31 protein-coding genes are annotated in these 24,193 nt (G+C 59.9%); 19 read left to right on the top strand and 12 right to left on the bottom strand.

Features of this window, described 5'->3' with window-relative positions:
• Positions 1-98: 98 nt before the first annotated feature.
• From lptB to PSH76_RS23130, 5 genes are read right to left on the bottom strand one after another with little or no spacing between them, the layout of a single operon-like run.
• Positions 99-824: an LPS export ABC transporter ATP-binding protein gene (gene lptB / locus PSH76_RS23150; protein WP_003188582.1), complete on the bottom strand. Its 726-nt coding sequence runs from the start codon at positions 822-824 to the stop codon at positions 99-101.
• The gene (gene lptA / locus PSH76_RS23145) at positions 824-1,357 is read right to left on the bottom strand and encodes a lipopolysaccharide transport periplasmic protein LptA (protein WP_078802491.1); all 534 of its coding nucleotides are present in this window, start codon (positions 1,355-1,357) and stop codon (positions 824-826) included. Before lptA ends, lptB begins: the two co-directional genes overlap by 1 nt.
• On the bottom strand, positions 1,344-1,916 hold the full coding sequence (gene lptC / locus PSH76_RS23140; protein WP_014716937.1) for an LPS export ABC transporter periplasmic protein LptC: 573 nt from the start codon (positions 1,914-1,916) through the stop codon (positions 1,344-1,346). The genes lptA and lptC overlap by 14 nt, the downstream gene beginning before the upstream one ends.
• An 8-nt stretch (positions 1,917-1,924) precedes the next feature.
• Positions 1,925-2,449, bottom strand: coding sequence for an HAD family hydrolase (locus PSH76_RS23135; protein ID WP_003188588.1), 525 nt, complete (start codon positions 2,447-2,449; stop codon positions 1,925-1,927).
• A complete protein-coding gene (locus tag PSH76_RS23130; protein WP_003188589.1) occupies positions 2,450-3,424 on the bottom strand; it encodes a KpsF/GutQ family sugar-phosphate isomerase in 975 nt (324 codons plus the stop codon).
• A 310-nt stretch (positions 3,425-3,734) separates the two neighbouring features.
• On the opposite strand from PSH76_RS23130, the gene PSH76_RS23125 reads away from it, so the two are divergent.
• From PSH76_RS23125 to hisC, 10 genes are all read left to right on the top strand, one after another.
• Positions 3,735-4,544 carry an ATP-binding cassette domain-containing protein gene (locus PSH76_RS23125; protein WP_003188590.1) on the top strand — a complete coding sequence of 270 codons (810 nt, stop codon included), beginning with the start codon at positions 3,735-3,737 and terminating at the stop codon, positions 4,542-4,544.
• Positions 4,544-5,341 (top strand): lipid asymmetry maintenance ABC transporter permease subunit MlaE, encoded by a 798-nt coding sequence (mlaE, locus tag PSH76_RS23120; protein ID WP_003188592.1) that lies wholly within the window; start codon positions 4,544-4,546, stop codon positions 5,339-5,341. The genes PSH76_RS23125 and mlaE overlap by 1 nt, the downstream gene beginning before the upstream one ends.
• Positions 5,341-5,808 (top strand): outer membrane lipid asymmetry maintenance protein MlaD, encoded by a 468-nt coding sequence (mlaD, locus tag PSH76_RS23115; RefSeq protein WP_003188593.1) that lies wholly within the window; start codon positions 5,341-5,343, stop codon positions 5,806-5,808. The genes mlaE and mlaD overlap by 1 nt, the downstream gene beginning before the upstream one ends.
• An 11-nt stretch (positions 5,809-5,819) precedes the next feature.
• Entirely contained in the window at positions 5,820-6,467 is a 648-nt protein-coding gene (locus PSH76_RS23110; RefSeq protein ID WP_138761301.1) for a phospholipid-binding protein MlaC, read from the top strand.
• Positions 6,464-6,769, top strand: a complete 306-nt coding sequence (locus tag PSH76_RS23105; RefSeq protein WP_003188596.1) for a lipid asymmetry maintenance protein MlaB — start codon at positions 6,464-6,466, stop codon at positions 6,767-6,769. Before PSH76_RS23110 ends, PSH76_RS23105 begins: the two co-directional genes overlap by 4 nt.
• A 114-nt stretch (positions 6,770-6,883) precedes the next feature.
• A complete protein-coding gene (locus tag PSH76_RS23100) occupies positions 6,884-7,123 on the top strand; it encodes a BolA family protein (RefSeq protein ID WP_032893547.1) in 240 nt (79 codons plus the stop codon).
• 23 nt (positions 7,124-7,146) lie between these two features.
• Positions 7,147-8,412 carry a UDP-N-acetylglucosamine 1-carboxyvinyltransferase gene (gene murA / locus PSH76_RS23095; protein ID WP_003188598.1) on the top strand — a complete coding sequence of 422 codons (1,266 nt, stop codon included), beginning with the start codon at positions 7,147-7,149 and terminating at the stop codon, positions 8,410-8,412.
• A 234-nt stretch (positions 8,413-8,646) separates the two neighbouring features.
• Positions 8,647-9,282 carry an ATP phosphoribosyltransferase gene (gene hisG, locus PSH76_RS23090; RefSeq protein ID WP_003188599.1) on the top strand — a complete coding sequence of 212 codons (636 nt, stop codon included), beginning with the start codon at positions 8,647-8,649 and terminating at the stop codon, positions 9,280-9,282.
• Positions 9,283-9,410: 128 nt separating this feature from the next.
• Complete coding sequence (gene hisD, locus PSH76_RS23085; RefSeq protein WP_003188601.1) at positions 9,411-10,727, top strand: histidinol dehydrogenase; 1,317 nt, start codon at positions 9,411-9,413, stop codon at positions 10,725-10,727.
• 3 nt (positions 10,728-10,730) lie between these two features.
• Positions 10,731-11,783, top strand: coding sequence for a histidinol-phosphate transaminase (hisC, locus tag PSH76_RS23080; protein ID WP_305492986.1), 1,053 nt, complete (start codon positions 10,731-10,733; stop codon positions 11,781-11,783).
• Positions 11,784-11,897: 114 nt separating this feature from the next.
• Here hisC and PSH76_RS23075 read toward each other — a convergent pair whose 3' ends face one another.
• Positions 11,898-13,175: a uracil-xanthine permease family protein gene (locus PSH76_RS23075; RefSeq protein WP_032893544.1), complete on the bottom strand. Its 1,278-nt coding sequence runs from the start codon at positions 13,173-13,175 to the stop codon at positions 11,898-11,900.
• A 2-nt stretch (positions 13,176-13,177) separates the two neighbouring features.
• Entirely contained in the window at positions 13,178-13,816 is a 639-nt protein-coding gene (upp, locus tag PSH76_RS23070) for a uracil phosphoribosyltransferase (RefSeq protein WP_003188608.1), read from the bottom strand.
• Positions 13,817-13,980: 164 nt separating this feature from the next.
• Between upp and PSH76_RS23065 the strand changes: the two genes are divergently transcribed.
• The 3 genes from PSH76_RS23065 (at position 13,981) to PSH76_RS23055 (ending at position 15,491) form a co-directional block, all read left to right on the top strand.
• On the top strand, positions 13,981-14,538 hold the full coding sequence (locus tag PSH76_RS23065; RefSeq protein WP_003188610.1) for a hypoxanthine-guanine phosphoribosyltransferase: 558 nt from the start codon (positions 13,981-13,983) through the stop codon (positions 14,536-14,538).
• A gap of 3 nt (positions 14,539-14,541) precedes the next feature.
• Complete coding sequence (locus PSH76_RS23060; protein ID WP_098949559.1) at positions 14,542-15,009, top strand: WbuC family cupin fold metalloprotein; 468 nt, start codon at positions 14,542-14,544, stop codon at positions 15,007-15,009.
• A gap of 194 nt (positions 15,010-15,203) precedes the next feature.
• Positions 15,204-15,491 (top strand): PA4642 family protein, encoded by a 288-nt coding sequence (locus PSH76_RS23055; protein WP_032893541.1) that lies wholly within the window; start codon positions 15,204-15,206, stop codon positions 15,489-15,491.
• A 103-nt stretch (positions 15,492-15,594) separates the two neighbouring features.
• Here PSH76_RS23055 and mqo read toward each other — a convergent pair whose 3' ends face one another.
• Both mqo and PSH76_RS23045 read right to left on the bottom strand, forming a co-directional pair.
• On the bottom strand, positions 15,595-17,133 hold the full coding sequence (gene mqo, locus PSH76_RS23050) for a malate dehydrogenase (quinone) (protein ID WP_098949558.1): 1,539 nt from the start codon (positions 17,131-17,133) through the stop codon (positions 15,595-15,597).
• Positions 17,134-17,861: 728 nt separating this feature from the next.
• Positions 17,862-18,095 (bottom strand): hypothetical protein, encoded by a 234-nt coding sequence (locus tag PSH76_RS23045; RefSeq protein WP_003188617.1) that lies wholly within the window; start codon positions 18,093-18,095, stop codon positions 17,862-17,864.
• A gap of 182 nt (positions 18,096-18,277) precedes the next feature.
• On the opposite strand from PSH76_RS23045, the gene PSH76_RS23040 reads away from it, so the two are divergent.
• Entirely contained in the window at positions 18,278-18,862 is a 585-nt protein-coding gene (locus PSH76_RS23040) for a YajG family lipoprotein (RefSeq protein ID WP_014716946.1), read from the top strand.
• Between the two features lie 59 nt (positions 18,863-18,921).
• Here the strand turns inward: PSH76_RS23040 and PSH76_RS23035 are convergent, their stop codons facing one another.
• Entirely contained in the window at positions 18,922-19,131 is a 210-nt protein-coding gene (locus tag PSH76_RS23035; RefSeq protein WP_003188620.1) for a hypothetical protein, read from the bottom strand.
• A gap of 182 nt (positions 19,132-19,313) precedes the next feature.
• Here PSH76_RS23035 and PSH76_RS23030 point away from each other — a divergent pair, with 182 nt between their 5' ends.
• On the top strand, positions 19,314-19,571 hold the full coding sequence (locus tag PSH76_RS23030) for a hypothetical protein (protein WP_044271660.1): 258 nt from the start codon (positions 19,314-19,316) through the stop codon (positions 19,569-19,571).
• A gap of 529 nt (positions 19,572-20,100) precedes the next feature.
• Here the strand turns inward: PSH76_RS23030 and PSH76_RS23025 are convergent.
• Positions 20,101-21,264, bottom strand: coding sequence for a 1-acyl-sn-glycerol-3-phosphate acyltransferase (locus tag PSH76_RS23025; RefSeq protein WP_169918829.1), 1,164 nt, complete (start codon positions 21,262-21,264; stop codon positions 20,101-20,103).
• Positions 21,265-21,396: 132 nt separating this feature from the next.
• On the opposite strand from PSH76_RS23025, the gene PSH76_RS23020 reads away from it, so the two are divergent.
• From PSH76_RS23020 to PSH76_RS23005, 4 genes are all read left to right on the top strand, one after another.
• Positions 21,397-21,579, top strand: a complete 183-nt coding sequence (locus PSH76_RS23020; protein ID WP_003188623.1) for a CPXCG motif-containing cysteine-rich protein — start codon at positions 21,397-21,399, stop codon at positions 21,577-21,579.
• Between the two features lie 11 nt (positions 21,580-21,590).
• Positions 21,591-21,851, top strand: coding sequence for a putative signal transducing protein (locus PSH76_RS23015; RefSeq protein ID WP_032893538.1), 261 nt, complete (start codon positions 21,591-21,593; stop codon positions 21,849-21,851).
• A gap of 37 nt (positions 21,852-21,888) precedes the next feature.
• Positions 21,889-22,509 carry an SOS response-associated peptidase gene (locus PSH76_RS23010; protein ID WP_098949556.1) on the top strand — a complete coding sequence of 207 codons (621 nt, stop codon included), beginning with the start codon at positions 21,889-21,891 and terminating at the stop codon, positions 22,507-22,509.
• Between the two features lie 120 nt (positions 22,510-22,629).
• Complete coding sequence (locus tag PSH76_RS23005; RefSeq protein ID WP_014716953.1) at positions 22,630-23,448, top strand: M48 family metallopeptidase; 819 nt, start codon at positions 22,630-22,632, stop codon at positions 23,446-23,448.
• Positions 23,449-23,589: 141 nt separating this feature from the next.
• Here PSH76_RS23005 and PSH76_RS23000 read toward each other — a convergent pair whose 3' ends face one another.
• A complete protein-coding gene (locus PSH76_RS23000; protein ID WP_044273724.1) occupies positions 23,590-24,174 on the bottom strand; it encodes a TMEM165/GDT1 family protein in 585 nt (194 codons plus the stop codon).
• Positions 24,175-24,193: the final 19 nt, after the last annotated feature.

The following is a 24,193-nucleotide window of genomic DNA, read 5'->3' as shown; positions in this document are numbered from 1 at the left end:
TGATCTCGGGGCCTTTGCCTAGAGCGCGGTAACAATAAAAAAACCGAGGTTTCCATTGACTCCCGCGCGCTCCAGGGAAAAGCGCGATACCCCTGTGTTTACAGGCGGAACTCGTGACCCAGGTACACTTCCTTCACCAGCTCGTTAGCCAGGATCGTCTCGGCATCGCCTTCGGCAATCAGTTGGCCATCGTTGACGATATAAGCGGTCTCGCAGATATCGAGGGTCTCGCGCACGTTGTGGTCCGTGATCAGCACCCCAATGCCCTTGGCCTTGAGGTGATGGATGATCTGCTTGATATCACCCACCGAAATCGGGTCGACACCGGCAAAGGGTTCATCCAGCAGGATGAATTTCGGCGCGGTCGCCAGGGCGCGGGCGATTTCCACGCGACGACGTTCACCACCGGACAAGCTCATGCCGAGGTTGTCGCGAATGTGGTTGATGTGGAATTCCTGCAGCAGGCTTTCCAGCTCCTGGCGACGGCCGTCGCGATCGAGTTCCTTGCGGGTCTCGAGGATCGCCATGATGTTGTCGGCCACCGACAGTTTGCGGAAGATCGACGCCTCCTGGGGAAGATAGCCGATACCTGCCCGTGCACGACCGTGCATGGGTTGGTGGCTGACGTCCAGGTCGTCGATCAATACGCGACCCTGGTCTGCCTGGACCAGCCCGACGATCATATAGAAGCAGGTGGTTTTGCCGGCACCGTTAGGGCCGAGCAAACCGACGATCTGGCCGCTGTCGATCGACAGGCTGACATCGCGTACCACCTGGCGGCTTTTATAGGCCTTGGCCAGGTGCTGGGCTTTCAGGGTTGCCATTACTCGGCCTTCTTCTTCGGCTGGATAACCATGTCGATGCGCGGGCGTGGCGAGGTGACCTTATTGCCATTGGCGCGACCGGCATTAGCGATCTGTTTCACGGTGTCGTAGGTGATTTTCTCACCTTCCGTGGAGTTGCCATCGGGGCTGAGCACCTTGGCCTGATCGATCAGGACAATGCGGTTCTGCAGGGCGTGATACTGGATGGTCTTGCCGTAGCCCTTCATCTTGCCGGTATCGGTTGCCGACTGCTGCTGTTCGAAGTAAGCCAGGTTGCCCACCGACGTCACCACGTCAATGTCGCCTGTGGGGGTGCGCGTCAGGGTCACTGTGTTACCGGTGATCTTCATCGAGCCCTGGGTGATGATCACGCCGCCGGTATAGGTGGCGACACCTTTCTTGTCATCGAGCTGTGCATCGTCAGCCGAGATGTGGATCGGTTGCTGGCTATCGTTCGGCAGAGCCCAGGCGCTCACGCTTCCCAGTGCTGCGCCCAGACCGAGCAAAATAGGGAGGGTTTTAACGAGCCTCATACTGTCCTCTTACGTTCGATAGCAGGTGTATCCTGCTTTCTTTCAAATACGCTTTCATTCCCTTGCCAGTCGATACACCGCCAGCGCCGTCGATTCTAACGTCTTGCTCGGTCTGCGCATATTGCTTCTGTGGGAATACGGTCATGCGACTGCTGGTAATGATGGTGTCACGGTTCTGCGCGTCTGTACGTGCGACGCGAACCGAGTCGATCAGTTCAACTTCGGTGCCGTCCGGGTTGACCTCGCCACGCTTGCTGGTGACGTGCCAGGGAAATTCGGTGCCGCGATACAGGTTCAGGTCCGGATTGGTCAGCAGGCTGACTTCGGAAGCCTTCAAATGCTCGACCTTGTCCGATGTCATCTCATACTGCACCTTGCCGTCGGGCAGGTACTGAATGCTGTAGGCATTGGTGGCGTAATAGTCGATAAGGCCTTCGTCAACCTGCGCAACAGGCTTGTCGAGAAAGCGCTCCGGGCTGATATTCCAGTAGCCCACCGCCAGGAGCAGCGCGGCGATGACCCCGAATAACAGGAAGTTGCGAATCTTTTTGCTCAGCATATAACGCTCTATAGGTAGGCGGCGTGGGCCGCTTCAAGACTGCCCTGGGCACGCAGGATCAACTCGCAGAACTCGCGGGCGGCACCTTCGCCGCCACGGGCGGTGGTGATGCCATGGGCGTGTTCGCGCACAAACGCTGCGGCATTCGCGACGGCCATGCCCAGGCCTACCCGGCGAATCACCGGCAGGTCGGGCAGGTCGTCGCCCAGATAGGCGACCTGTTCATAGCTTAGGTTGAGTTGGCCAAGAAGCTCGTCCAATACCACCAGTTTATCCTCGCGGCCCTGATACAGGTGAGGAATACCGAGGTTTTGTGCGCGGCGTTCCACAACCGGTGTTTTTCGACCGCTGATAATTGCGGTTTGCACGCCCGCTGCCATCAGCATCTTGATGCCTTGGCCGTCGAGGGTGTTGAAAGTCTTGAATTCGCTGCCGTCTTCGAGGAAGTACAGGCGGCCATCCGTCAGCACGCCGTCAACGTCGAAAATCGCCAGTTTGATGTTCTTACCGCGTTGCATCAGGTCGCTGGTCATTTACATCACTCCTGCGCGCAGCAAGTCGCCAAGGTTAAGGGCCCCGATCGGCCGATCATCGTGGTCGACCACGATAAGTGCGCCTATCCGGTGGTCTTCCATGATTTTCAACGCTTCGGCCGCGAGCATTTCGGCGCGGGCGGTCTTGCCGTGAGGGGTCATCACGGCGTCGATGGTGGCGGTATGGATATCAATGGTGCGGTCCAGGGTGCGACGCAGGTCGCCGTCGGTGAATATCCCGGCCAGCCGGCCATCGGTTTCGACGATGGCGGTCATGCCCAAGCCCTTGCGGGTCATTTCCATCAGCGCATCCCGCAAAAGGGTACCGCGTGGAACGCTCGGCAGTTCTGTGCCGCTGTGCATCACATTTTCCACTTTCAGCAACAGGCGACGGCCCAGTGCACCACCTGGATGGGAAAATGCGAAATCTTCGGCGGTAAACCCGCGAGCCTCCAGCAGCGCCACTGCCAGGGCATCGCCCATTACCAGCGCGGCGGTGGTAGAGGAGGTGGGCGCCAGGTTCAGCGGGCAGGCCTCGTGGGCCACGTGCACGTTCAGGTTGACGTCGGCGGCCTTGGCCAGCGTTGACTCAGGGTTGCCTGTAAGGCTGATCATCTGGATACCCAAGCGCTTGATCAGCGGCAACAGGGTCACGATTTCGTTGGTGGTGCCGGAGTTGGACAGCGCCAGAATCACGTCATCCTTGGTGATCATGCCCATGTCGCCGTGGCTGGCTTCGGCCGGGTGCACGAAAAACGCGGTGGTCCCGGTGCTCGCCAAGGTCGCGGCGATCTTGTTGCCAATGTGGCCGGACTTGCCCATGCCGACCACCACAACGCGGCCCTTGCTGGCCAGAATCATCTCGCAGGCGCGCACGAAATCCGCGTCGATATGCGCCAGCAAGCCTTCTACGGCTTCAAGCTCAAGGCGTATGGTGCGTTGCGCGGATTGAATAAGGTCGCTGGATTGGCTCATGTCTGAAATCGTATAGCCTGACGAAAAGTCGGCGATTATAGCGGTAATGATCAATTCCCTCACACAAGTTCGTCAGGCTTTGTGCGCCGGATAACTGAAAAGCACCGTCGGTAACATAGCAAGCAACGTTTTTTCCCTGTCTCAAATCTGAACCAGCGCTGTTCCGGCCTTGGGCGCTCTGTACCAGCAGTGATATAGTTCGCCGCCAGTTCGGTCCGCCCAACCCATGTGCCTTATTATTGCGCATCAGTTGAAAACCAAAGTCGCACACATGGTGTCTGAGTGAAAGGCTGCATCCCAAGGAGATTAGATGAGTGCCGATAACGCCTACGCGGTCGAGCTGAAGGGCCTTACCTTCAAGCGCGGTACGCGCAGCATCTTCAATAACGTCGATATTCGCATTCCTCGCGGCAAGGTCACGGGCATCATGGGGCCTTCCGGTTGCGGCAAGACCACCCTGTTGCGCCTGATGGGCATGCAATTGCGCCCCAGTGCCGGGGAAGTGTGGGTCAACGGCCAGAACCTGCCGACGCTGTCGCGCAGCGATCTGTTCGATGCGCGCAAGCATATGGGGGTGCTGTTCCAGAGCGGCGCGCTGTTCACCGACCTCGATGTGTTCGAAAACGTGGCCTTCCCGCTGCGGGTGCACACCCAACTGTCCGACGAGATGATTCGTGACATCGTGTTGCTGAAACTGCAGGCCGTGGGCCTTCGCGGTGCCATCGACCTGATGCCAGACGAGTTGTCCGGCGGTATGAAGCGCCGTGTTGCCCTGGCGCGGGCCATTGCCCTCGACCCACAGATCCTCATGTACGACGAGCCATTCGTGGGTCAGGACCCGATCGCCATGGGCGTGTTGGTGCGCCTGATCCGCCTGCTCAACGATGCATTGGGGATCACCAGTATCGTGGTGTCCCACGACCTGGCCGAAACCGCGAGCATTGCCGACTACCTCTATGTAGTAGGTGACGGTCAGGTGCTGGGGCAGGGTACGCCTGAAGAGTTGATGAACGCCGATAACCCGCGCATTCGCCAATTCATGACCGGCAACCCCGATGGCCCGGTGCCTTTTCACTTTCCGGCAGCGGACTACCGCTCAGATCTTCTGGGGAAGCGCTGATGCGCAAGACATCTCTTATCGAGAAGGTTCGCCTTTTCGGTCGTTCGGGCATCGACATCGTCGAAGTGCTGGGGCGTTCGACCATTTTCCTGTTCCACGCCTTGCTGGGGCGCGGCGGCATCGGCGGCGGCTTTGGTCTGCTGGTCAAGCAGCTGCACTCGGTGGGGGTGATGTCCCTGGTGATCATCGTGGTCTCCGGCGTGTTCATCGGCATGGTGCTGGCGCTGCAGGGTTTCAATATCCTGTCCAGCTACGGCTCGGAGCAGGCGGTAGGGCAGATGGTGGCCCTGACTCTGTTGCGTGAGCTTGGCCCCGTGGTCACCGCCTTGTTGTTTGCGGGGCGTGCAGGTTCGGCGCTGACTGCTGAAATCGGCAATATGAAGTCCACCGAGCAGCTGTCCAGCCTGGAAATGATCGGCGTGGACCCGCTCAAGTACATTGTTGCCCCGCGCCTGTGGGCCGGCTTCATTTCCCTGCCATTGCTGGCGATGATCTTCAGCGTGGTGGGTATCTGGGGCGGTTCGTGGGTGGCGGTTGACTGGCTGGGGGTCTACGACGGCTCCTACTGGGCCAACATGCAAAACAGCGTGACCTTCACCGGTGACGTGCTCAACGGCATCATAAAGAGCATTGTCTTTGCCTTTGTGGTGACCTGGATTGCCGTATTCCAAGGCTATGACTGCGAGCCCACTTCAGAGGGGATCAGCCGTGCCACTACCAAGACCGTTGTGTACGCCTCGCTGGCGGTACTGGGCCTTGACTTCATTTTGACCGCCTTGATGTTTGGAGATTTCTGATGCAAAACCGCACTGTGGAAATCGGTGTCGGCCTTTTCTTGCTGGCTGGCATCCTGGCTTTACTGTTGTTGGCCCTGCGAGTCAGCGGCCTTTCGGCCAGCCCTACCGCCGATACCTATAAACTTTACGCGTACTTCGACAATATCGCCGGTTTGACGGTCAGATCCAAAGTGACCATGGCCGGTGTCACCATCGGCAAGGTCACGGCAATCGATCTGGATCGCGACAGCTTTACCGGTCGGGTGACGATGCAACTGGACAAGAAGGTAGATAATCTGCCGACTGACTCCACAGCATCTATCCTCACTGCGGGGTTGCTGGGCGAGAAGTACATCGGTGTCAGCGTGGGCGGGGAAACAGCCCTGCTCAAGGATGGTTCGACCATCCACGACACACAGTCGTCGCTGGTGCTTGAAGACCTGATCGGAAAATTTTTGCTCAATACGGTCAATAAAGACGCCAAATGAGGAATCTGTTCATGATCTCTACCTTGCGACGTGGCCTGCTGGTACTGCTTGCAGCATTGCCGATGATGGCCAACGCGGCAGGTTCTGCCCACGATTTGGTGCAGGACACCACCAGCAGAATGCTGGCTGACCTCAAGGCTAACAAAGAACAGTACAAGCAAGACCCTTCCCAGTTCTACAAGGCGCTTGACGCCATCGTTGGCCCTGTGGTCGATGCTGAAGGTATTTCCAAAAGCATCATGACGGTCAAATATTCGCGCAAGGCTACGCCTGCGCAGATGCAGACGTTCCAGGAGAACTTCAAGAAGGGTCTGTTCCAGTTCTACGGCAACGCCCTGCTGGAGTACAACAACCAGGGCATTATCGTTGACCCGGCCAAGGACGAGACTGGCGACCGCGCCGAAGTCGGGATGAAAGTCTCCGGCAGCAATGGTGCCGTTTATCCAGTGTCCTACACCCTGACGAAGATCAACGGCGAGTGGAAACTGCGCAACGTGATCATCAACGGTATCAACATCGGCAAGCTGTTCCGTGACCAGTTCGCTGACGCGATGCAGCGCAATGGCAACGACCTGGACAAGACCATCAATGGTTGGGCCGGTGAAGTGGCCAAGGCCAAGGAAGAAACCGACAAAGCTGCCGGGAAGCCTGCGCAATGACCGAGTCGGCTGTTCGTATCGGCGACGCCGGCGAGCTGTTCCTCAGCGGCGTGCTGGATTACCGCACCGGGCCTGACCTGCGCAAGCAGGGCCAGGCGCTGATCAAGGCCAGCAAGGCGCCAGAACTGGTGCTCGATTGCTCGGCGGTGACCAAGTCCAGCAGTGTCGGCCTGTCGTTGTTGCTGTGCTTCATGCGTGATGCCGAGGCGGCGAAAAAACCGGTCAGCATCCGTGCGTTGCCGGAAGACATGCGTGAAATTGCCGAAGTTTCCGGTTTGACCGAACTGCTGGCGCATCCTTAATACACATTATTAGAAAAGCCCCCCGTCAGAGTCCTGCTATGCGGGGTTCGCAGGCGCGGGGCTTTTTTGTATGATGTGCGACCCGTGCGCACTGGGCGCCGATAGAGGTTGAGCATGCAGGCCCTAGAAGTTAAGAGCTTCCTTGAAGGAAAGCTGCCGGAAACGAACATAGAAGTTGAAGGCGAAGGCTGCAATTTCCAGCTGAACGTGATTAGCGATGAACTGGCGGCATTGAGCCCGGTCAAGCGTCAGCAGCAGATCTATACCCATTTGAACCCATGGATCGCCGATGGCAGCATCCACGCGGTCACTATGAAATTTTTCAGCCGCGCGGCCTGGGCCGAGCGCACCTGAGCCCCCAAGGCGTCGAGATTCTTATGGATAAATTGATTATTACCGGCGGTGCCCGCCTTGATGGCGAGATCCGCATTTCCGGTGCGAAAAACTCCGCCTTGCCGATCCTGGCAGCGACCCTGCTGTGCGATGGCCCAGTGACTGTGGCCAACCTGCCGCACTTGCACGACATTACCACCATGATCGAGCTGTTCGGTCGCATGGGCATTGAGCCGGTGATCGACGAGAAACTGGCCGTCGAAATCGACCCGCGCACCATCAAGACCCTGATCGCACCGTACGAACTGGTGAAAACCATGCGTGCGTCGATCCTGGTGCTGGGCCCGATGGTTGCCCGTTTCGGCGAAGCCGAAGTGGCCTTGCCTGGCGGTTGCGCCATTGGTTCGCGTCCGGTCGACCTGCACATCCGTGGCCTTGAGGCCATGGGCGCAGTCATCGATGTCGAAGGCGGCTACATCAAGGCCAAGGCGCCGGAAGGCGGCCTGCGGGGCGCGAACTTCTTCTTTGATACCGTCAGTGTGACCGGTACCGAGAACATCATGATGGCCGCTGCCCTCGCCAACGGTCGCAGCGTGCTGCAGAACGCCGCGCGCGAGCCGGAAGTGGTCGACCTGGCCAATTTCCTCAACGCCATGGGCGCGAAGGTTTCCGGCGCTGGCACCGACACCATCACTATTGATGGGGTAGAGCGCCTGCACACTGCCACCTACAAAGTCATGCCTGACCGCATCGAGACCGGCACCTACCTGGTTGCCGCCGCCGTGACCGGTGGCCGTGTGAAGGTCAAGGACACCGATCCGACCATCCTTGAAGCCGTCCTGGAAAAACTCAAGGAAGCCGGCGCAGAGATCACCACCGGCGAAGACTGGATCGAGCTGAACATGCACGGCAAGCGGCCGAAAGCTGTCAACGTGCGTACCGCTCCGTACCCGGCGTTCCCGACCGACATGCAAGCGCAGTTCATCTCCCTGAACGCGATTGCCGAAGGCACCGGTGCCGTGATCGAGACCATCTTCGAAAACCGTTTCATGCACGTGTATGAACTGCACCGCATGGGCGCCAAGATCCAGGTCGAAGGCAACACCGCCATCGTCACCGGCATCGACAAGCTCAAGGGCGCGCCAGTCATGGCCACCGACCTGCGTGCTTCGGCCAGCCTGGTAATCTCGGCACTGTGCGCCGAAGGCGACACCCTGATCGACCGCATCTACCACATAGACCGTGGTTACGAGTGCATCGAAGAGAAACTGCAGATGCTCGGCGCAAAAATCCGCCGCGTACCGGGCTAACCCCCACTGCACTGTAGGATGTAGGAGCGAGCTTGCTCGCGAAGAGCTCATGGTCACCGCGTGAAGTCTGAATAAACGCGTTATCGTTGACGTTCTTCGCGAGCAAGAACTAGGCGTCCCCCTCGCTCCTACAAACACTGGTTTGTTTCAAATCGAGGCTGTCATGGCCTCGATCTGTGTCTGGCGCCGTTTGCGACCGGACAGCAATAGCCTGATGAAGGACTGACATTTCCCATGTTGACCATCGCACTGTCCAAGGGCCGCATCCTTGACGACACGTTGCCGCTTCTGGCTGAAGCGGGCATCGTGCCGACCGAGAATCCGGACAAGAGCCGCAAGCTGATCATCCCCACGACCCAGGACGACGTGCGCCTGCTGATCGTGCGGGCTACCGACGTGCCGACCTACGTTGAACATGGCGCCGCCGACCTGGGGGTTGCCGGCAAGGACGTGCTGATGGAGTACGGCGGCCAGGGCTTGTACGAGCCCTTGGACCTACGCATCGCCCTGTGCAAGCTGATGACTGCCGGCCGTGTCGGTGATGTCGAGCCCAAGGGCCGCCTGCGGGTCGCCACCAAGTTCGTCAACGTCGCCAAGCGCTACTACGCCGAGCAAGGCCGTCAGGTCGATATCATCAAGCTCTACGGCTCCATGGAGCTGGCGCCGCTGATCGGCCTGGCCGACAAGATCATCGACGTGGTCGACACCGGCAACACCCTGCGCGCCAACGGTTTGGAGCCCCAGGATTTCATCGCTGACATCAGCTCCCGCCTGATCGTCAACAAGGCATCGATGAAGATGCAGCACGCCCGTATCCAGGCGTTGATCGACACCCTGCGCAAGGCAGTGGAGTCGCGACACCGCGGTTGACTCACCCGCGTAGCTGAAAAGCTGCGCCCGTCTATCCGCCTCATAGCCAGAATTCTCAGGTGCCCAAGCGGAAACGACTGCTAGTTTAGGGCGCCTGAGTTTTTGCCAATTCTATTGAGGCCCTCGCTATGACCACGTCCACTGCAATTGCCCGACTCAACGCTGCCGACCCGGATTTCGCCCATCATCTGGATCATCTGCTGAGCTGGGAAAGCGTGTCCGACGACTCGGTCAACCAGCGGGTGCTCGACATCATCAAGGCCGTGCGCGAGCGCGGTGATGCGGCGCTGGTGGACTTCACCCGCCAGTTCGACGGGCTGGACGTAAAGTCCATGGCCGACCTGATCCTGCCGCGTGAACGCCTGGAGCTGGCGCTGACGCGCATTACCGCACCACAGCGCGAAGCCCTGGAAGTCGCAGCGGCGCGGGTACGCAGCTATCACGAGAAACAGAAGCAGGACTCCTGGAGCTACACCGAGGCCGACGGCACGGTGCTGGGCCAGAAGGTCACGCCACTGGACCGCGCCGGCCTGTACGTGCCGGGCGGCAAGGCGTCGTATCCATCGTCGGTGTTGATGAATGCGATCCCGGCCAAAGTTGCGGGCGTGACCGAAGTGGTCATGGTGGTGCCGACCCCGCGTGGCGAAATCAACGAGCTGGTGCTGGCTGCCGCCTGCATCGCCGGCGTCGACCGCGTGTTCACCATCGGTGGCGCCCAGGCCGTCGCGGCGCTGGCCTATGGCACCGAAAGCGTGCCGAAGGTCGACAAGGTGGTTGGCCCTGGCAACATCTACGTCGCCACCGCCAAGCGCCATGTGTTTGGCCAGGTCGGTATCGACATGATCGCCGGCCCTTCGGAAATCCTTGTGGTGTGTGACGGCCAGACCGACCCGGACTGGATCGCCATGGACCTGTTCTCCCAGGCGGAGCACGATGAAGACGCTCAGGCGATCCTGGTCAGCCCCGATGCCGAGTTCCTCGACAAGGTCGCCGCCAGCATCAATAAACTGCTGCCCACCATGGAGCGTGCCGAGATCATCGAGAAGTCGATCAACGGCCGTGGTGCGCTGATTCTGGTGCGTGACATGGAGCAGGCCATCGAAGTGGCCAACCGCATCGCACCGGAGCACCTGGAACTGTCCGTAGCGGACCCTCAGGCCTGGTTGCCGTCGATCCGTCACGCCGGGGCGATCTTTATGGGGCGCCACACCAGCGAAGCCCTGGGCGACTACTGCGCCGGCCCCAACCACGTGTTGCCGACCTCCGGCACTGCACGTTTCTCGTCGCCGCTGGGGGTGTACGATTTCCAGAAGCGCTCGTCGATTATCTTCTGCTCGCCACAAGGCGCTTCCGAGCTGGGCAAGACCGCCTCGGTGCTGGCCCGTGGTGAATCCCTCAGCGCGCACGCACGCAGCGCCGAATACCGCATCGTCAAGGGAGAGTAAGGCATGAGCAAATTCTGGAGCCCTTTCGTCAAGGACCTGGTGCCTTACGTACCCGGTGAGCAACCGAAGCTGACCAAGCTGGTCAAGCTCAACACCAATGAAAACCCCTACGGCCCATCGCCCAAGGCGCTGGCGGCAATGCAGGCCGAGTTGAATGACAACTTGCGCCTGTACCCAGACCCCAACAGCGACCTGCTCAAGCAGGCCGTGGCCAGGTATTACGGGATCGACGCCGGCAAGGTGTTCCTGGGCAACGGTTCCGATGAAGTCCTGGCGCACATCTTCCATGGCCTGTTCCAGCACGATCTGCCGCTGTTGTTCCCGGACATCAGCTACAGCTTCTATCCGGTGTACTGCGGCCTGTACGGCATCACGTTCGACGCGGTGCCATTGGACGAGCAGTTCCAGATTCGCGCCGCTGACTACGCCAGGCCCAACGGCGGGATCATCTTCCCCAACCCGAACGCGCCCACCGGCTGCGTACTGGCGCTGGACGCGGTAGAGCAGATCCTCAAGGCCAGCCCGGATTCGGTGGTGGTGGTCGATGAAGCCTATATCGACTTCGGCGGCGAAACCGCCATCAGCCTGGTCGATCGTTACCCGAACCTGCTGGTAACCCAGACCCTGTCCAAATCGCGCTCACTGGCCGGTTTGCGCGTAGGCCTGGCCGTGGGCCACCCAGACCTGATCGAGGCGCTGGAGCGGGTCAAGAACAGCTTCAACTCCTACCCGTTGGATCGGCTGGCGATTGTTGGTGCGGCGGCCGCGTTTGACGACCGTGAATACTTTGAGAAGACCTGCAAGTGGGTGATCGACAGCCGCAACCAGGTTGTCGCGCAATTGGAGAGCAAGGGGTTTGAGGTATTGCCGTCGGCGGCGAACTTCATCTTCGCGCGTCACCCGCGGCATGACGCTGCAGGGCTGGCCGCCAAGTTGCGCGAGCAAGGGGTGATTGTGCGGCACTTCAAGCAGGAGCGGATTGCCCAGTTCCTGCGGATCAGTATCGGGACGCCGGAGCAGAACCAGGCGCTGATCGACGGTCTCGGCGAGCTCTAATTTTTACAGGCTGTAAGGGCCTCATCGCGGGCAAGCCCGGCTCCCACAGGATGCTGCATTTCCCTGTGGGAGCCGGGCTTGCCCGCGATGAGGCCATCAGCTACACCAGAAAACTTAGATCAGCGGCTCATCATCCGGCTTCTTGTTCTTCCAGCCATCATTGCCCGGCAGCAGCAAGTTCAAGCCAATCGCTACCACCGCACACAGGGCGATGCCCTTGAGGCCGAAATCATCCGGGCCGGTGCCGGTACCCACCAGCACACCGCCAATCCCGAACACCAACGTTACCGACACAATCACCAGGTTGCGCGCCTCACCCAGGTCGATCTTGTGGCGAATCAGCGTGTTCATCCCCACCGCAGCAATCGAGCCGAACAGCAGGCAGAGAATCCCGCCCATCACCGGCACGGGGATGCTCTGCAGCAGCGCGCCGAACTTGCCGATGAACGCCAGACTGATGGCAAACACTGCCGCCCAGGTCATGATTTTCGGGTTGTAGTTCTTGGTCAGCATCACGGCGCCGGTCACTTCGGCGTAGGTGGTGTTCGGCGGGCCGCCAAACATGCCGGCAGCCGTGGTGGCAATACCGTCACCCAGCAGCGTGCGATGCAGGCCAGGCTTTTTCAGGTAATCGCGGCCGGTCACGCTGCCTACCGCAATCACACCGCCGATATGCTCGATCGCCGGGGCCAGGGCCACCGGGACGATAAACAGGATCGCCTGCCAGTTGAACTCCGGTGCGGTGAAGTGGGGCAGGGCGAACCACGGTGCCGCGGCGATTTTCGCCGTGTCGACCACACCAAAGTAGAACGACATGGCAAAGCCCACCAGCACACCGGAAATGATCGGCACCAGGCGGAAAATGCCCTTGCCGAACACGGCCACGATCAAAGTGGTGAGCAGCGCTGGCATCGAGATCAGCATCGCGGTCTGGTAATGGATCAACTCGGCACCGTCGCCGGACTTGCCCATAGCCATATTGGCGGCAATCGGCGCCATGGCCAGGCCGATCGAGATGATCACCGGGCCGATCACCACGGGCGGCAGCAGCCGGTCGATAAAACCGGTGCCCTTGACCTTCACGGCCAGGCCCAGGAACGTATAGACGAAACCCGCCGCCATCACCCCGCCCATGGTCGCCGCCAGGCCGAACTGGCCCTTGGCGAGAATGATCGGGGTGATGAACGCGAAGCTCGATGCCAGAAATACCGGCACCTGCCGCCCTGTCACCACCTGGAACAGCAACGTGCCCAGGCCTGCGGTGAACAGCGCGACGTTTGGATCAAGACCTGTGATCAGTGGCATCAACACCAACGCGCCAAATGCTACGAAGAGCATTTGTGCGCCAGACAGGATCTGGCGCCAAAGCGGGTCGTTGAATTCATCCTGCATGCTCACGCGTCCTTCTGCTTGGTGCCGAAGATCTTGTCACCGGCATCGCCAAGGCCCGGGATGATGTAGCCGTGTTCGTTCAGGCGCTCATCGATGGACGCGGTGTAGATCTGCACGTCCGGGTGGGCCTTCTCGACGGCGGCGATGCCTTCGGGCGCGGCCACCAGCACCATGGCGCGGATGTCCCGGCAACCGGCTTTTTTCAGCAGGTCGATGGTGGCAACCATGGAACTGCCGGTGGCGAGCATCGGGTCGATGATCATGGCCAGGCGTTCGTTGATTTCCGGGACGAGTTTTTCCAGGTAGGTGTGGGCCTGCAGGGTTTCTTCATTGCGGGCCACGCCCACGGCGCTGACCTTGGCGCCCGGAATCAGGCTGAGTACACCTTCAAGCATGCCGATACCGGCGCGCAGGATCGGCACCACGGTAATTTTCTTACCGGCGATTTTCTCCACCTGTACGGGACCGGCCCAACCGGGGATCTCGTAGGTTTCCAGGGGCAAATCCTTGGTGGCTTCGTAAGTGAGCAACGCTCCGACTTCCTGAGCAAGCTCACGGAAGTTCTTCGTGCTAATGTCGGCACGGCGCATAAGGCCGAGTTTGTGTCGGATCAGCGGGTGGCGGATCTCGCGAGTGGGCATAGGAAAGGCTCCGGCGGCGGGCAAAAAAACCGGCCTAGATTAATCTATCCGAGGGTGTTGTCCTATAGACATCAAGTACGTTAGTCCATAAAGGCTTGATTGGAGCGCACGAGAAGCGTACCTTCGCCCGCTTTTCTTGCCACAGCACCCCCTTGGAGAGCGCCATGTCTGCTGATCTCGAGCATATCCGTCAAATCATGCACGAGGCTGACTGCCTGTACACCGAAGCGCAGGTCGAAGCAGCGATCGCCAAGGTCGGCGCGCACATCACCCGCGAAATGGCCGACACCAACCCGGTGGTCTTTTGTGTGATGAACGGTGGCCTGATCTTCGCCGGTAAATTGCTCACCCACCTGCAATTCCCACTGGAAGCCTCTTACCTGCACGCCACCCGCTATCGCAATGAGACCAGCGGCGGCGACTTGTTCTGGAAGGCCAAGCCGGAAGTGTCGTTCATCGACCGCGATGTGCTGATCATCGATGACATTCTCGATGAAGGTCACACCCTGGGTGCGATCATCGACTTCTGCAAACATGCCGGCGCACGCAAAGTGCACACCGCCGTGCTGATCGACAAAGACCACGACCGCAAGGCGCGCCCAGAGCTCAAAGCCGACTTTGTCGGGCTGCCGTGCGTTGACCGTTATATCTTCGGGTATGGCATGGACTACAAGGGCTACTGGCGTAACGCCAATGGCATCTACGCCGTTAAAGGAATGTAATCGATGGCCCGCTTTCTTGATCAGACGCTGTTTGCCGAGTTGGCCGAGAAAGCGGCCGCCAATCCCCGTGGCCGTCAAAACGTTAACTTCCATGAGATGCAAGAGCCTTGTCATCGCATGGCGGTTGGTTTGCAGCCCAGCACCTATGTGCAGCCTCACCGTCACCTGAGCGCCGATAAGGCTGAGACCTTGCTGGTGCTCAAAGGGCGTCTGGGTATCCTGATTTTCAGCGAGACAGGTGAGGTGTTGAGCACGCGTGTATTGCAAGCGGGCGGGGAATGCCAGGGCGTTGACCTGTCGCCCGGCGTGTTCCACGGCCTGGTGGTGCTTGAGCCGGACAGCATCATGTTTGAATGCAAGGCTGGCCCTTACCGCGCTGTCGGTGAAGGTGAACTGGCCGACTGGGCGCCCCGCGAAGGCGAAGACGGGATGGCGGAGTATCATCGCTGGATGCTTGCCCAGTTCGGCTGAAATCCAGATGTAGGAGCGAGCTTGCTCGCGAAAAACGTCAACGCTAACGCGTGCTTCCTGAATAAACGCGACGCCTTTGAGTTTTTCGCGAGCAAGCTCGCTCCTACAGGTATTAGGGCAAGCCCCCTCCCACATCCGGCGTCGCGCAGGTAGACTTCAAACCCCGTGTAAATGTCTGCAGGCTGGAGTCGGTAATGCGTAAAGATAAGAAACAGGTGATTGGCGACGAAATCGGTGACGACCAGATCAAGTTGTTCCTGGACTTCGAGCCGGTTGATGCGACGTCGCCGTCCCTGCACAAACTGATCAAGGCTTATCGCGGCCTGCGTATCGACGACTTCGAGCGTTTCCTGGGCTTTTTCAAAGAAGCAGGCCTGGACCTGGATGGCCAGGACGAGCATGGCCAGACCTTCGTCGACCTGATCAAGGACCAGCGCAACGCCGCCGAATACATCGAGCTGATCGACAACGCCCGCGGCTGATTATCAAAGCCACAAAAAAACGCCCCGGCCTCATAAGAGTCCGGGGCGTTTTGCTTTTACCTGTAGGAGCGAGCTTGCTCGCGAAGAACCTGAGAGCGCTGCGTTAATCCACTTGCGCTGCGTTATCGTTGACGTTTTTCGCGAGCGAGCTCGCTCCTACAGGGTCCACCAGCTCAAGGCTGATGTTGTTTTGCGTGTTGATCTTGCGATACAGCTCGGCGTCCGTCTCCAGCACTTTCTCGCGCGCCGGGAAGATCTCGTGCAGCTTGGTAGCCCATTCACCGGCGGCTTTCTCCGGGAAGCAGCGCTCGATCAGCTCGAGCATGATCGAGACGGTCACCGAGGCACCTGGGGAGGCGCCCAACAGCGCCGCAAGCGAGCCGTCCTTGGCCGCGACCAGTTCGGTACCGAATTGCAGCACGCCGCCTTTCTTCGGGTCTTTCTTGATGATCTGTACGCGCTGGCCGGCCACTTCCAGGCGCCAGTCTTCGGCTTTCGCCTCGGGGTAGAAGCGACGCAGGGATTCCAAACGCTGCTCCATGGACTGACGCACTTCGCTGACCAAGTACTTGGTCAGGTCCATGTTGTCGCGGGCCACGGCCAGCATCGGGCCGATGTTGCCGGCGCGAATCGACATCGGCAGGTCAAGGAACGAGCCGTGCTTGAGGAACTTGGTGGTGAAACCGGCGTACGGCCCGAACAGCAGGGATTTCTTGCCATCCACCACGCGGGTGTCCAGGTGCGGCACGGACATCGGTGGCGAGCCCACGGCAGCCTGGCTGTAGACCTTGGCCTGGTGCTGCTTGACCACTTCCGGGTTGTCGCAACGCAGCCACTGGCCGCTCACCGGGAAGCCGCCGAAGCCTTTGCTCTCTTCGATGCCCGAGGCCTGCAGCAACGGCAGTGCCGCACCGCCAGCGCCAAGGAACACGAACTTGGCGTCGACGTCACGGCTGTTGCCGCTGTTGACGTCCTTGATGCTCACGGTCCAGCCCGCGCCGTTGCGCTTGAGGCCGGTCACGCGCTTGCAGTACTTGACCTGGGCGTCTGGCGAACTGGTCAGGTGGCTGAGCAGTTGGTTGGTCAGGGCGCCGAAGTTGACGTCGGTGCCGTTCATCACGCGGGTGGCGGCGATTTTTTCGTCGAGCGGGCGGCCGGGCATCATCAGCGGCATCCACTCGGCCATTTCACTGCGGTCTTCGGTGTAGTGCATGTCCGAAAACGCGTGGTGCTGGCTGAGGGTCTCAAAGCGCTTCTTGAGGAAAGACACGCCTTTGTCACCCTGCACGAAGCTCAGGTGCGGCACCGGGCTGATGAACGACTTGGACGAGCCAAAGGTGCCCTTCTTGGTCAGGTAAGCCCAGAACTGCTTCGACACCTCGAACTGGGTGTTGATGTGCACGGCTTTCTTGATGTCGATGGAACCATCGGCGGCCTGCGGCGTGTAGTTCAGCTCACACAGCCCCGCGTGGCCGGTACCGGCGTTGTTCCACGGGTTGGAACTCTCCGCGGCACCCGAATCCATCAGCTCAACGACTTCCAGCGTGAGGCCGGGGTCGAGCTCTTTGAGCAGTACGGCCAGGGTGGCACTCATGATGCCGGCCCCTACCAGTACTACGTCGACTGCTTCGTTATGCGCCATTTAACGCGTCTCCAAAATCTGCAGCACCAAATTGTCGGCATGGCTGCCAGGAGTGACGGGGCGGTTCACGTGTTGCCCCAGGTTACCCATGGCCAGGATCGCCATGTCCGATTCGCAATTCTTTGCAACTTCAGCACACGCTTCCTGCCGGGCTAATCTGCCTATGAACGCATTCATGGGCGCCTGTGGCAATTCGACTTATGGTCAAAGCGTGCGATTCGTGCAACCAATCCGTAGCGGACAGGCTCAAGCTCCGGTTTTTGAGGCGTGCTCGGTCCTGTGTAATGGGGCTGTTCCAGACGCTGATGGTGCTTGTACAAACGCCAAACTATTCATTTGCTCGCCACACTCTTGTGAAGTTGTGAAAACCCGTTTTTTCACGCTCTTTTGAAGACGTGAACCTCAAAAAAGGGCTGCCCCAGCCTGGCACCTGGCCCGCAAACCTCTGCCGACACGCGGCAAAACGGGCAAACAACTCAAGTGGCCGAGCGCAATGGCAGCTCTGGCAGATTCGATAAAAGACGGGGTGGTTTGCAAAGGAAACAGCAAGCACGCCAGCTTCACTCGATCTGTGTGGGCGGCTCTCTGTGGGCGATTTTGGGGGCTAATGCCTGGGCATTAACGATGCTGCGAGGCCCGATCAGGAGACGTCCTTATAATCGGGGGGAGATTGTAGCGAAGAACGCCAGGGAAATGGGCGTGTTTTATGACTTTTATTAGGGCGCCGGTCAGGAGGCCAACGCTTGCCGGTGCCGTGGGCGAAAAACCTGTGGGCTCACCCGGGCGCTGGCCGGCAGTGGACGGTGCATCCAGCCCAGGTGAGTCTCGGTCACTTCCACCCAGCCTTCACCGACGGGCGGCAGGCTGCATTGCTTGAAGGCCAGGCAATGACCGTGGGCATCGAGCAGGGCAAAGTGGCGATGACGGGCGTGCGACATAAACAGGGTCTTGAGAAGGCGCATGGCTGTGTACCTGGTGTGTTACATGCTTGAAGGTTGCCAGTGTGGCATGACACTGGGGTGACGAATTTATGCGAATTTGTAATTTGCGCAGGGGCTTCAGCCGCCGTTCAGGATCGCTGGTGAGTGGCGCGCGTGCACCGTTATACTGGCGACCTGTCTGCACCTAGTCCTGGAGAAATGCGATGTTGCAACGCCTGTTGTTCGGTTTGATCACTGTGACCAGTTTGACCCTTGTCGGCTGCGCCAACAGCCCGCAACAACTCAGCCCGCAACCTAAAGTCACCGCGCCGTTGGCTGCGGTAGGCCACGGCCAGCCGGTGTCGGTGCGCGTGGTCGACGGTCGTCCGTCGCCAACCCTGGGCTCGCGTGGCGGCCTGTACCCTGAGACCGCACTGATTTCGGTGACCGGCCAGGATGTGCTGCCCAAGTTGCAGGCCCAGGCTGAAGCCGCCGTGCGTTTGTTGGGCTTTACGCCGACCAACTCACCAGGCGTGCCGCAACTGACCGTGACCCTGGCCGAGCTGAAATACCAGTCGCCCAAAGACGGCTTGTACGTGACCGAGGCTTCCATCGGCGCCACCTTCAAGTCCGACGTCAGCGCCGGTACCCGCCGCTACAGCGGCCGCTACGCTGCCTCGCTCAACCAGCGTTTCGGCATGTCGCCCAACCAGGAAACCAACACCAAGCTGGTCAGCGACGTGCTCAGCGATGCCTTGACCCGCCTGTTCAAGGACCCAAGCATCGGTCAACTGCTCAGCGCGCAATAAGCCGCACACAAAAAACCGGGCTCATCGCTGAGCCCGGTTTTTTTGTGCCTGGCGTTTGGTCATGCCGCCGTATCGACATAAAAGTCCAGCATGCTCACACCGGTGAGCAAATCCAGCTCCGGCAGGTCGGCATGCTGGTGCCCGCCGAGGGCGCAATACACCAGCCAATGGCGGTCCTGAACATTGAACGCGAGGCTGCCGATCAACGCCTCCTGTTCCTCGCTCTGGGCGATCAGGTACAGCCGATCCTGGTTTTGCGCATGCAACATGACAAGCTCCTCAAGCGTCGAAGGGCAACAGAGTGGCTTGTTAAGGTGACGTTCAGGTGACGGCGTAAATTACTGGATACATTAGCCGTCCATGGGGAAGGAGCATTAAAGGCGCAGGAGGCGACTGTCGTTCAGGTGTGTATCTGGACCGATACCCGAATACTGATTCACCGAGGTTTGCGATGGCGCTGCCCGCACTGCTCATTAATATTGTTGCCCTGTTGGTTGCCTGCTCGGGTGCCTGGGTGCTGTTCATCACCCGCCTGCATGCCCAGCGTGCGATGGCCGACCTGGCCCTGCGCAGCGAAGAGCGCGCTATCGACCAACCGATGCTGTTTCTGGATACGCGCACCGAACGGGCGCATCGCCTGGCGTACCGCGTCGGGTTCGCCTGCCTTGGCCTGGCCCTGGCCATCTCCTGGCTCAGCACCCACCTCTAATTCCACTGCAAAACCCAATGTGGGAGCGGGCTTGCCCGCGAATGCGGTGTGTCAGCTAGTGAATTTTTAACTGAACCACCGCTATCGCAGCATAGTATCTACACAACTCTGTAGGCTGCGCAGCAAACGGTAACCACGATGCGAAGCGAGCCGCTCTTGATCTTGATCTGCTTTTGATCTTAGGCGCCCCGTTAAACCACGCTGGCCGGAATTCGACAGGGATTTGGGGGGGTAAACCGGCAGGGATGCCGGTTTAGCCGCCCCGCGCCATGGATGGCGCGTGGCGGCGGCCCCCCAAATCACTGGCGGATTACGGGCACACCGAGCCTAGGCGAGGTGCCGAGTGGTGGGGCAAGAGCGTTTTGCTTACTTTTGCGCTGTTCAAAAGTGAGCCGCCGTCAGGGCGGAACCTTAAGTGGCCGTTACCTAAATAATGGATATTTACCCGGTCCAGCTGTGTTGACTGTTAGGCCGTCTTCGCAGGCAAGCCAGCTCCCACACAAGCCTGCTCACCTATTGGGTTGGGTGTTTACAGCGGGATCCCAGCCTTGACTCGGTATTGGTTGCGTACCGGCGTCGCATACTGCACCACCAGGTAAGGCCGGTGCTCCGCCGGGCACTCGTTCAAGCGCCGTTCCCATTCCGCCTTGGCCTTGGCCAGCTCATCGGCCGGGAACACATCCGCCGCCTTGGGCACCTGCAGTTGCGGGTCGGCATCACTCCACTGCGCGTACGCCAAGTAGTGCACCGGGAACAACCGATAGCCGCCCAGGATCTGCCGGTCCATTTCCGCTGCCAGCAGCTTGGTGTCTTCAAACCGCTCGGTGATCGGCGGCGCAAAGTTCACGTGCACCCGGCCTTTATAGCCGGTAATGCCCAGGGCAATGCTCACATCATCCTCGCCCGGTGCCTTGGTGTAGGTGCCGGTGGTGGCGCGGATATACAGCTCGCGGGCCTTGGCGGCATCGCAAGGGTCGTATTCGTAGCTGATGGACACCGGCGTCAGGTTCAACGACTGGATCACCTCGGCAAACGGCTCGTCCTTGCGGCTGACGTGGAACATCTTGAGGATCGCCGATTCGGTCCGGTCATCGCCATCCTTGGCCCGGCCTTCAGCCTGGGCGATCCAGATCGACTGGCAGTCGTTGCGGATCGAATGGTTGATGTAGGCCGACAGCAGGTTGTAAGCCGCCATCTTCTCCTTTCGCCCGGTGATCGAACGGTGCACGATGAAGCTCTTGTTCAGGCGCATCAGGTCGCTGACAAACGGCTTTTGCAGCAGGTTGTCGCCGATGGCGATGCGCGGCGTCGGCAGCCCGGCGTGGTACACGGCGTAGTTGACGAAGGCCGGGTCCATCACGATGTCGCGGTGGTTGGCCAGAAACAGATAAGCGGTGCCGGATTTCAGCTGCTCGACGCCGGTATAGGTCACGCCGTCGGTCGCCCGGTCAATGGTGTGGTCGACGTAGTACTCGACTTTGTCCTGCAGCGTGGCCACGGTGGTGACGCCGGCGAACTCGCGGCGCAGTTTGCGCGCGATCATCGGCTTGAGCAGCCAGCCCAGGGCGCCGGCAAAGCGCGGGAAGCGGAAGTGGGTCAGGATGTCCAGAAAGGCCTTGTCACTGAACAGACGCGCCAGCACTGCCGGGACTTCGCTGTCGTTGTAAGGTCGGATGGTATCGAATTCGCCCATCATGCTCTCTTGTTAGAAACGGCTAGGGTAAGTAAAGGAAATAGCAGGGGCGGCGTGAGTAAACTGGCTCTGCCGGAAATAGCCCTGTAAATAGACCGGCGATTATACGCACAAGTCACCTGGGAGACTGCGATGCTGGAAACTGCGATGTACGATTGTCCTTATTGTGGCGAAGCGGTCGAGACAACGGTGGATTTGTCTGGCGGGGACCAGACCTATATAGAAGACTGCCAAGTGTGTTGCCGGCCGATCACGTTCGACCTGCAAGTTCATGGTGAAGAGTGGATGCTTGAAACCCGCAGCGAAAATGAATAACAGGTACGCCCATGCAGCGAATCTACGAACCGGAAAACCTCATGGAGGGCGAGTTGCTCCAACAGATGCTTGCCAGTGAAGGCATCGAGGCGCACCTGGTGGGGCGCCATTTGCTCGGCGGCACGGGCGAGTTGCCGATATTCGGCTTGCTGGGGCTGGAGGTCGACAACGACCAGGCCGCCTGCGCCCGCGAGCTGATCACCGCTTATATTGGCGCGCAACCGTTGCCCGGCGACGAACCCGACAGCTTCCCCGACGTATTGGTCTGTTAGGCTGTCAGTCGGTTTACCCCAAGAGTCGTGTTGCCCCATGTGTGGACGTTATGCCCTGTTTCGCTGGAACCCTGCCTTTGCTGCCTTGCCCGGCTTCCCCGCCGACCAGCAGGCTCAGTGGAATATCTCTCCCAATGATTCGGTGCTCATCCAGCGCCTGAGCGAAGGCCAGCTCACCCTGGCGCGTGCCCGCTGGGGCCTTACGCCGCCCTGGCTCACCGACCTGTCGCGCACCCCGGCCCACGCCCGCGCCGAAACCCTGGCCGAACAACCGATGTTCCGTGAAGCGTTCCGCCAGCGCCGTTGCCTGCTGCCCGCCAATGGCTTTTATGAATGGCGCGGCACCCAGCGCAAGCGCCCGTACTGGCTCACACCGGGGGAGGGTTCAACGCTGTTCTTTGCCGCGGTGTGGGAGGCGTATCCGGTGCAGGAGCAGGTATGGCTCAGCACGGCGGTGATTACCCAAGCAGCGCAAAGTCAGCGCCGGCCATTGATCCTGGACGCGGCGGGGCAAGCCGCCTGGCTCGACCCCGAGACCCCGCTTCATGTGCTGCAGGGCATGCTGGCGGCTGAACCTGCCGTGTTGCGCGAGCGGGTGCTGGCCAATATGGTCAACGATCCGAAGCTCAACGGGCCGGAGTGCCTGACCCCGGCGTGAGCTTTGTCAGTCGTTCCGCGTTCGGATATATCTGAAATTCAGCGGTTAAACGTCTTGTGTATCTGGCGCAGATACAAATGACCGCCTACGATACGCGCCATGTTTTCAGGGAGCGTGTTCATGAAGAAGTCATTGGTGGTAAGCGGTTTGGTTGCAGCGATGCTGCTGGCGGGTTGTCAGTCGGTCAATACCACCAGCGGCGGCGCCGTTGGGGTAGAGCGCAAGCAGTACATGTTCAGCATGCTGTCGAGCCAGGAAGTCGACCAGATGTATGCCCAGTCTTATCAGCAGACCCTGGGTGAAGCCAGCAGCAAAGGGGTGTTGGACAAGACCAGCGCCAACGCCAAGCGTGTGCAGGCCATTGCCAAGCGCCTGATCGCCCAGGCTCCGACCTTCCGTGCGGATGCCGCCCAGTGGAACTGGGACGTAAACCTGATCAAAAGCGATGAGATGAACGCCAACTGCGGGCCTGGCGGCAAGATCCTGGTGTACAGCGGCTTGATCGACAACCTCAAGCTCACCGATGACGAACTGGCTGCGGTCATGGGCCATGAAATCGCCCACGCCTTGCGTGAACACGGCCGCGAAGCCATGTCTAAGGCCTACGGTATCCAGATGGCCAAGCAGGGCGCCGGGGCGATATTCGGTCTCGGCCAGGACAGCCTGGCACTGGCCGATACCGTGGCCAACTACGGCATGACCTTGCCCAACAGCCGCAGCAATGAAAACGAAGCCGACCTGATCGGCCTGGAACTGGCCGCCCGCGCTGGCTACAACCCGAACGCGGCGATCACGCTGTGGAACAAGATGGCCAAGGCTTCGGAAGGCGCACCGCCAGAATTTATGAGCACGCACCCGGCTTCCGACAGCCGCATCGCGTCGTTGCAGGCGGCGATTCCGAAGGTGATGCCGCTCTACCAGCAGGCCAAGAAGTCCTGATCGACGCCGTGTAGGAGCGAGCTTGCTCGCGAAAAACGTCAACGATAACGCGTGTTGCCTGAATAAACGCGGCGCCGGTGAGTTTTTCGCGAGCAAGCTCGCTCCTACAGGCATCAGGGCAAACCATCTTCCGTGTTTGCCTTAGATCCAACCGCTGCTTTGCATGGCCTTGTACACCGCAACAATCGCCAGCACGAAGAACGCCGTAGCCGCCAAGCGACGAATCAAGGTCAGCGGCAGTTTATCCGCGGCAAAATTCCCCGCCAGCACCACCGGTACGTTGGCAATCAACATGCCCAGGGTGGTACCGATAATCACCAGCCACAGTTCCGGGTATTGCGCCGCCAGCATCACCGTGGCGATCTGGGTTTTGTCGCCGATTTCGGCGAGGAAGAACGCAATCAAAGTGGTCAGGAAGGGCCCGAACTTACGGGTAGTACTGGCTTCGTCATCATCGAGTTTGTCCGGCACCAGGGTCCACAGCGCTGTGGCGCAGAAGCTTGCGGCGAGGATCCAGTGCAGCACCGCATCCGAGAAGAAACTCCCGAACCAGGCGCCCACGGCACCGGCCGCCGCATGGTTGGCCAGGGTCGCGGCGACAATGCCGGCGATGATCGGCCAGGGCTTGCGAAAGCGAGCAGCAAGGATGAGTGCGAGCAGTTGCGTCTTGTCGCCGATTTCGGCCAAGGCAACGATTGCGGTAGGAACGAGTAGTGAATCCAGCATCAGGTATTTTCCAGGGGCG

The organism is Pseudomonas sp. FP215, from assembly GCF_030687795.1.
In the GTDB taxonomy this organism is placed as follows: domain Bacteria; phylum Pseudomonadota; class Gammaproteobacteria; order Pseudomonadales; family Pseudomonadaceae; genus Aquipseudomonas; species Aquipseudomonas salmasensis.
The sequence above is the reverse complement of the archived record's forward strand: the minus strand, read 5'-3'. Positions and strand labels throughout refer to the sequence as shown.

Excerpts from the sequence above, each read along its gene's own strand:
- PSH76_RS23005 (WP_014716953.1), top strand. The coding sequence starts at position 22,630 with ATGAAGAAGTCATTGGTGGTAAGCGGTTTGGTTGCAGCGATGCTGCTG.
- PSH76_RS23135 (WP_003188588.1), bottom strand. The coding sequence starts at position 2,449 with ATGACCAGCGACCTGATGCAACGCGGTAAGAACATCAAACTGGCGATT.
- lptB (WP_003188582.1), bottom strand. The coding sequence starts at position 824 with ATGGCAACCCTGAAAGCCCAGCACCTGGCCAAGGCCTATAAAAGCCGC.
- PSH76_RS23130 (WP_003188589.1), bottom strand. The coding sequence starts at position 3,424 with ATGAGCCAATCCAGCGACCTTATTCAATCCGCGCAACGCACCATACGC.
- PSH76_RS23040 (WP_014716946.1), top strand. The coding sequence starts at position 18,278 with ATGTTGCAACGCCTGTTGTTCGGTTTGATCACTGTGACCAGTTTGACC.
- PSH76_RS23105 (WP_003188596.1), top strand. The coding sequence starts at position 6,464 with ATGACCGAGTCGGCTGTTCGTATCGGCGACGCCGGCGAGCTGTTCCTC.
- PSH76_RS23000 (WP_044273724.1), bottom strand. The coding sequence starts at position 24,174 with ATGCTGGATTCACTACTCGTTCCTACCGCAATCGTTGCCTTGGCCGAA.
- PSH76_RS23100 (WP_032893547.1), top strand. The coding sequence starts at position 6,884 with ATGCAGGCCCTAGAAGTTAAGAGCTTCCTTGAAGGAAAGCTGCCGGAA.
- PSH76_RS23015 (WP_032893538.1), top strand. The coding sequence starts at position 21,591 with ATGCAGCGAATCTACGAACCGGAAAACCTCATGGAGGGCGAGTTGCTC.
- PSH76_RS23125 (WP_003188590.1), top strand. The coding sequence starts at position 3,735 with ATGAGTGCCGATAACGCCTACGCGGTCGAGCTGAAGGGCCTTACCTTC.
- mlaE (WP_003188592.1), top strand. The coding sequence starts at position 4,544 with ATGCGCAAGACATCTCTTATCGAGAAGGTTCGCCTTTTCGGTCGTTCG.
- hisC (WP_305492986.1), top strand. The coding sequence starts at position 10,731 with ATGAGCAAATTCTGGAGCCCTTTCGTCAAGGACCTGGTGCCTTACGTA.
- PSH76_RS23010 (WP_098949556.1), top strand. The coding sequence starts at position 21,889 with ATGTGTGGACGTTATGCCCTGTTTCGCTGGAACCCTGCCTTTGCTGCC.
- PSH76_RS23055 (WP_032893541.1), top strand. The coding sequence starts at position 15,204 with ATGCGTAAAGATAAGAAACAGGTGATTGGCGACGAAATCGGTGACGAC.
- PSH76_RS23020 (WP_003188623.1), top strand. The coding sequence starts at position 21,397 with ATGCTGGAAACTGCGATGTACGATTGTCCTTATTGTGGCGAAGCGGTC.
- mqo (WP_098949558.1), bottom strand. The coding sequence starts at position 17,133 with ATGGCGCATAACGAAGCAGTCGACGTAGTACTGGTAGGGGCCGGCATC.
- hisG (WP_003188599.1), top strand. The coding sequence starts at position 8,647 with ATGTTGACCATCGCACTGTCCAAGGGCCGCATCCTTGACGACACGTTG.
- PSH76_RS23075 (WP_032893544.1), bottom strand. The coding sequence starts at position 13,175 with ATGCAGGATGAATTCAACGACCCGCTTTGGCGCCAGATCCTGTCTGGC.
- PSH76_RS23035 (WP_003188620.1), bottom strand. The coding sequence starts at position 19,131 with ATGTTGCATGCGCAAAACCAGGATCGGCTGTACCTGATCGCCCAGAGC.
- upp (WP_003188608.1), bottom strand. The coding sequence starts at position 13,816 with ATGCCCACTCGCGAGATCCGCCACCCGCTGATCCGACACAAACTCGGC.
- mlaD (WP_003188593.1), top strand. The coding sequence starts at position 5,341 with ATGCAAAACCGCACTGTGGAAATCGGTGTCGGCCTTTTCTTGCTGGCT.
- PSH76_RS23030 (WP_044271660.1), top strand. The coding sequence starts at position 19,314 with ATGGCGCTGCCCGCACTGCTCATTAATATTGTTGCCCTGTTGGTTGCC.
- murA (WP_003188598.1), top strand. The coding sequence starts at position 7,147 with ATGGATAAATTGATTATTACCGGCGGTGCCCGCCTTGATGGCGAGATC.
- PSH76_RS23025 (WP_169918829.1), bottom strand. The coding sequence starts at position 21,264 with ATGGGCGAATTCGATACCATCCGACCTTACAACGACAGCGAAGTCCCG.
- hisD (WP_003188601.1), top strand. The coding sequence starts at position 9,411 with ATGACCACGTCCACTGCAATTGCCCGACTCAACGCTGCCGACCCGGAT.
- lptC (WP_014716937.1), bottom strand. The coding sequence starts at position 1,916 with ATGCTGAGCAAAAAGATTCGCAACTTCCTGTTATTCGGGGTCATCGCC.
- lptA (WP_078802491.1), bottom strand. The coding sequence starts at position 1,357 with ATGAGGCTCGTTAAAACCCTCCCTATTTTGCTCGGTCTGGGCGCAGCA.
- PSH76_RS23065 (WP_003188610.1), top strand. The coding sequence starts at position 13,981 with ATGTCTGCTGATCTCGAGCATATCCGTCAAATCATGCACGAGGCTGAC.
- PSH76_RS23110 (WP_138761301.1), top strand. The coding sequence starts at position 5,820 with ATGATCTCTACCTTGCGACGTGGCCTGCTGGTACTGCTTGCAGCATTG.
- PSH76_RS23045 (WP_003188617.1), bottom strand. The coding sequence starts at position 18,095 with ATGCGCCTTCTCAAGACCCTGTTTATGTCGCACGCCCGTCATCGCCAC.
- PSH76_RS23060 (WP_098949559.1), top strand. The coding sequence starts at position 14,542 with ATGGCCCGCTTTCTTGATCAGACGCTGTTTGCCGAGTTGGCCGAGAAA.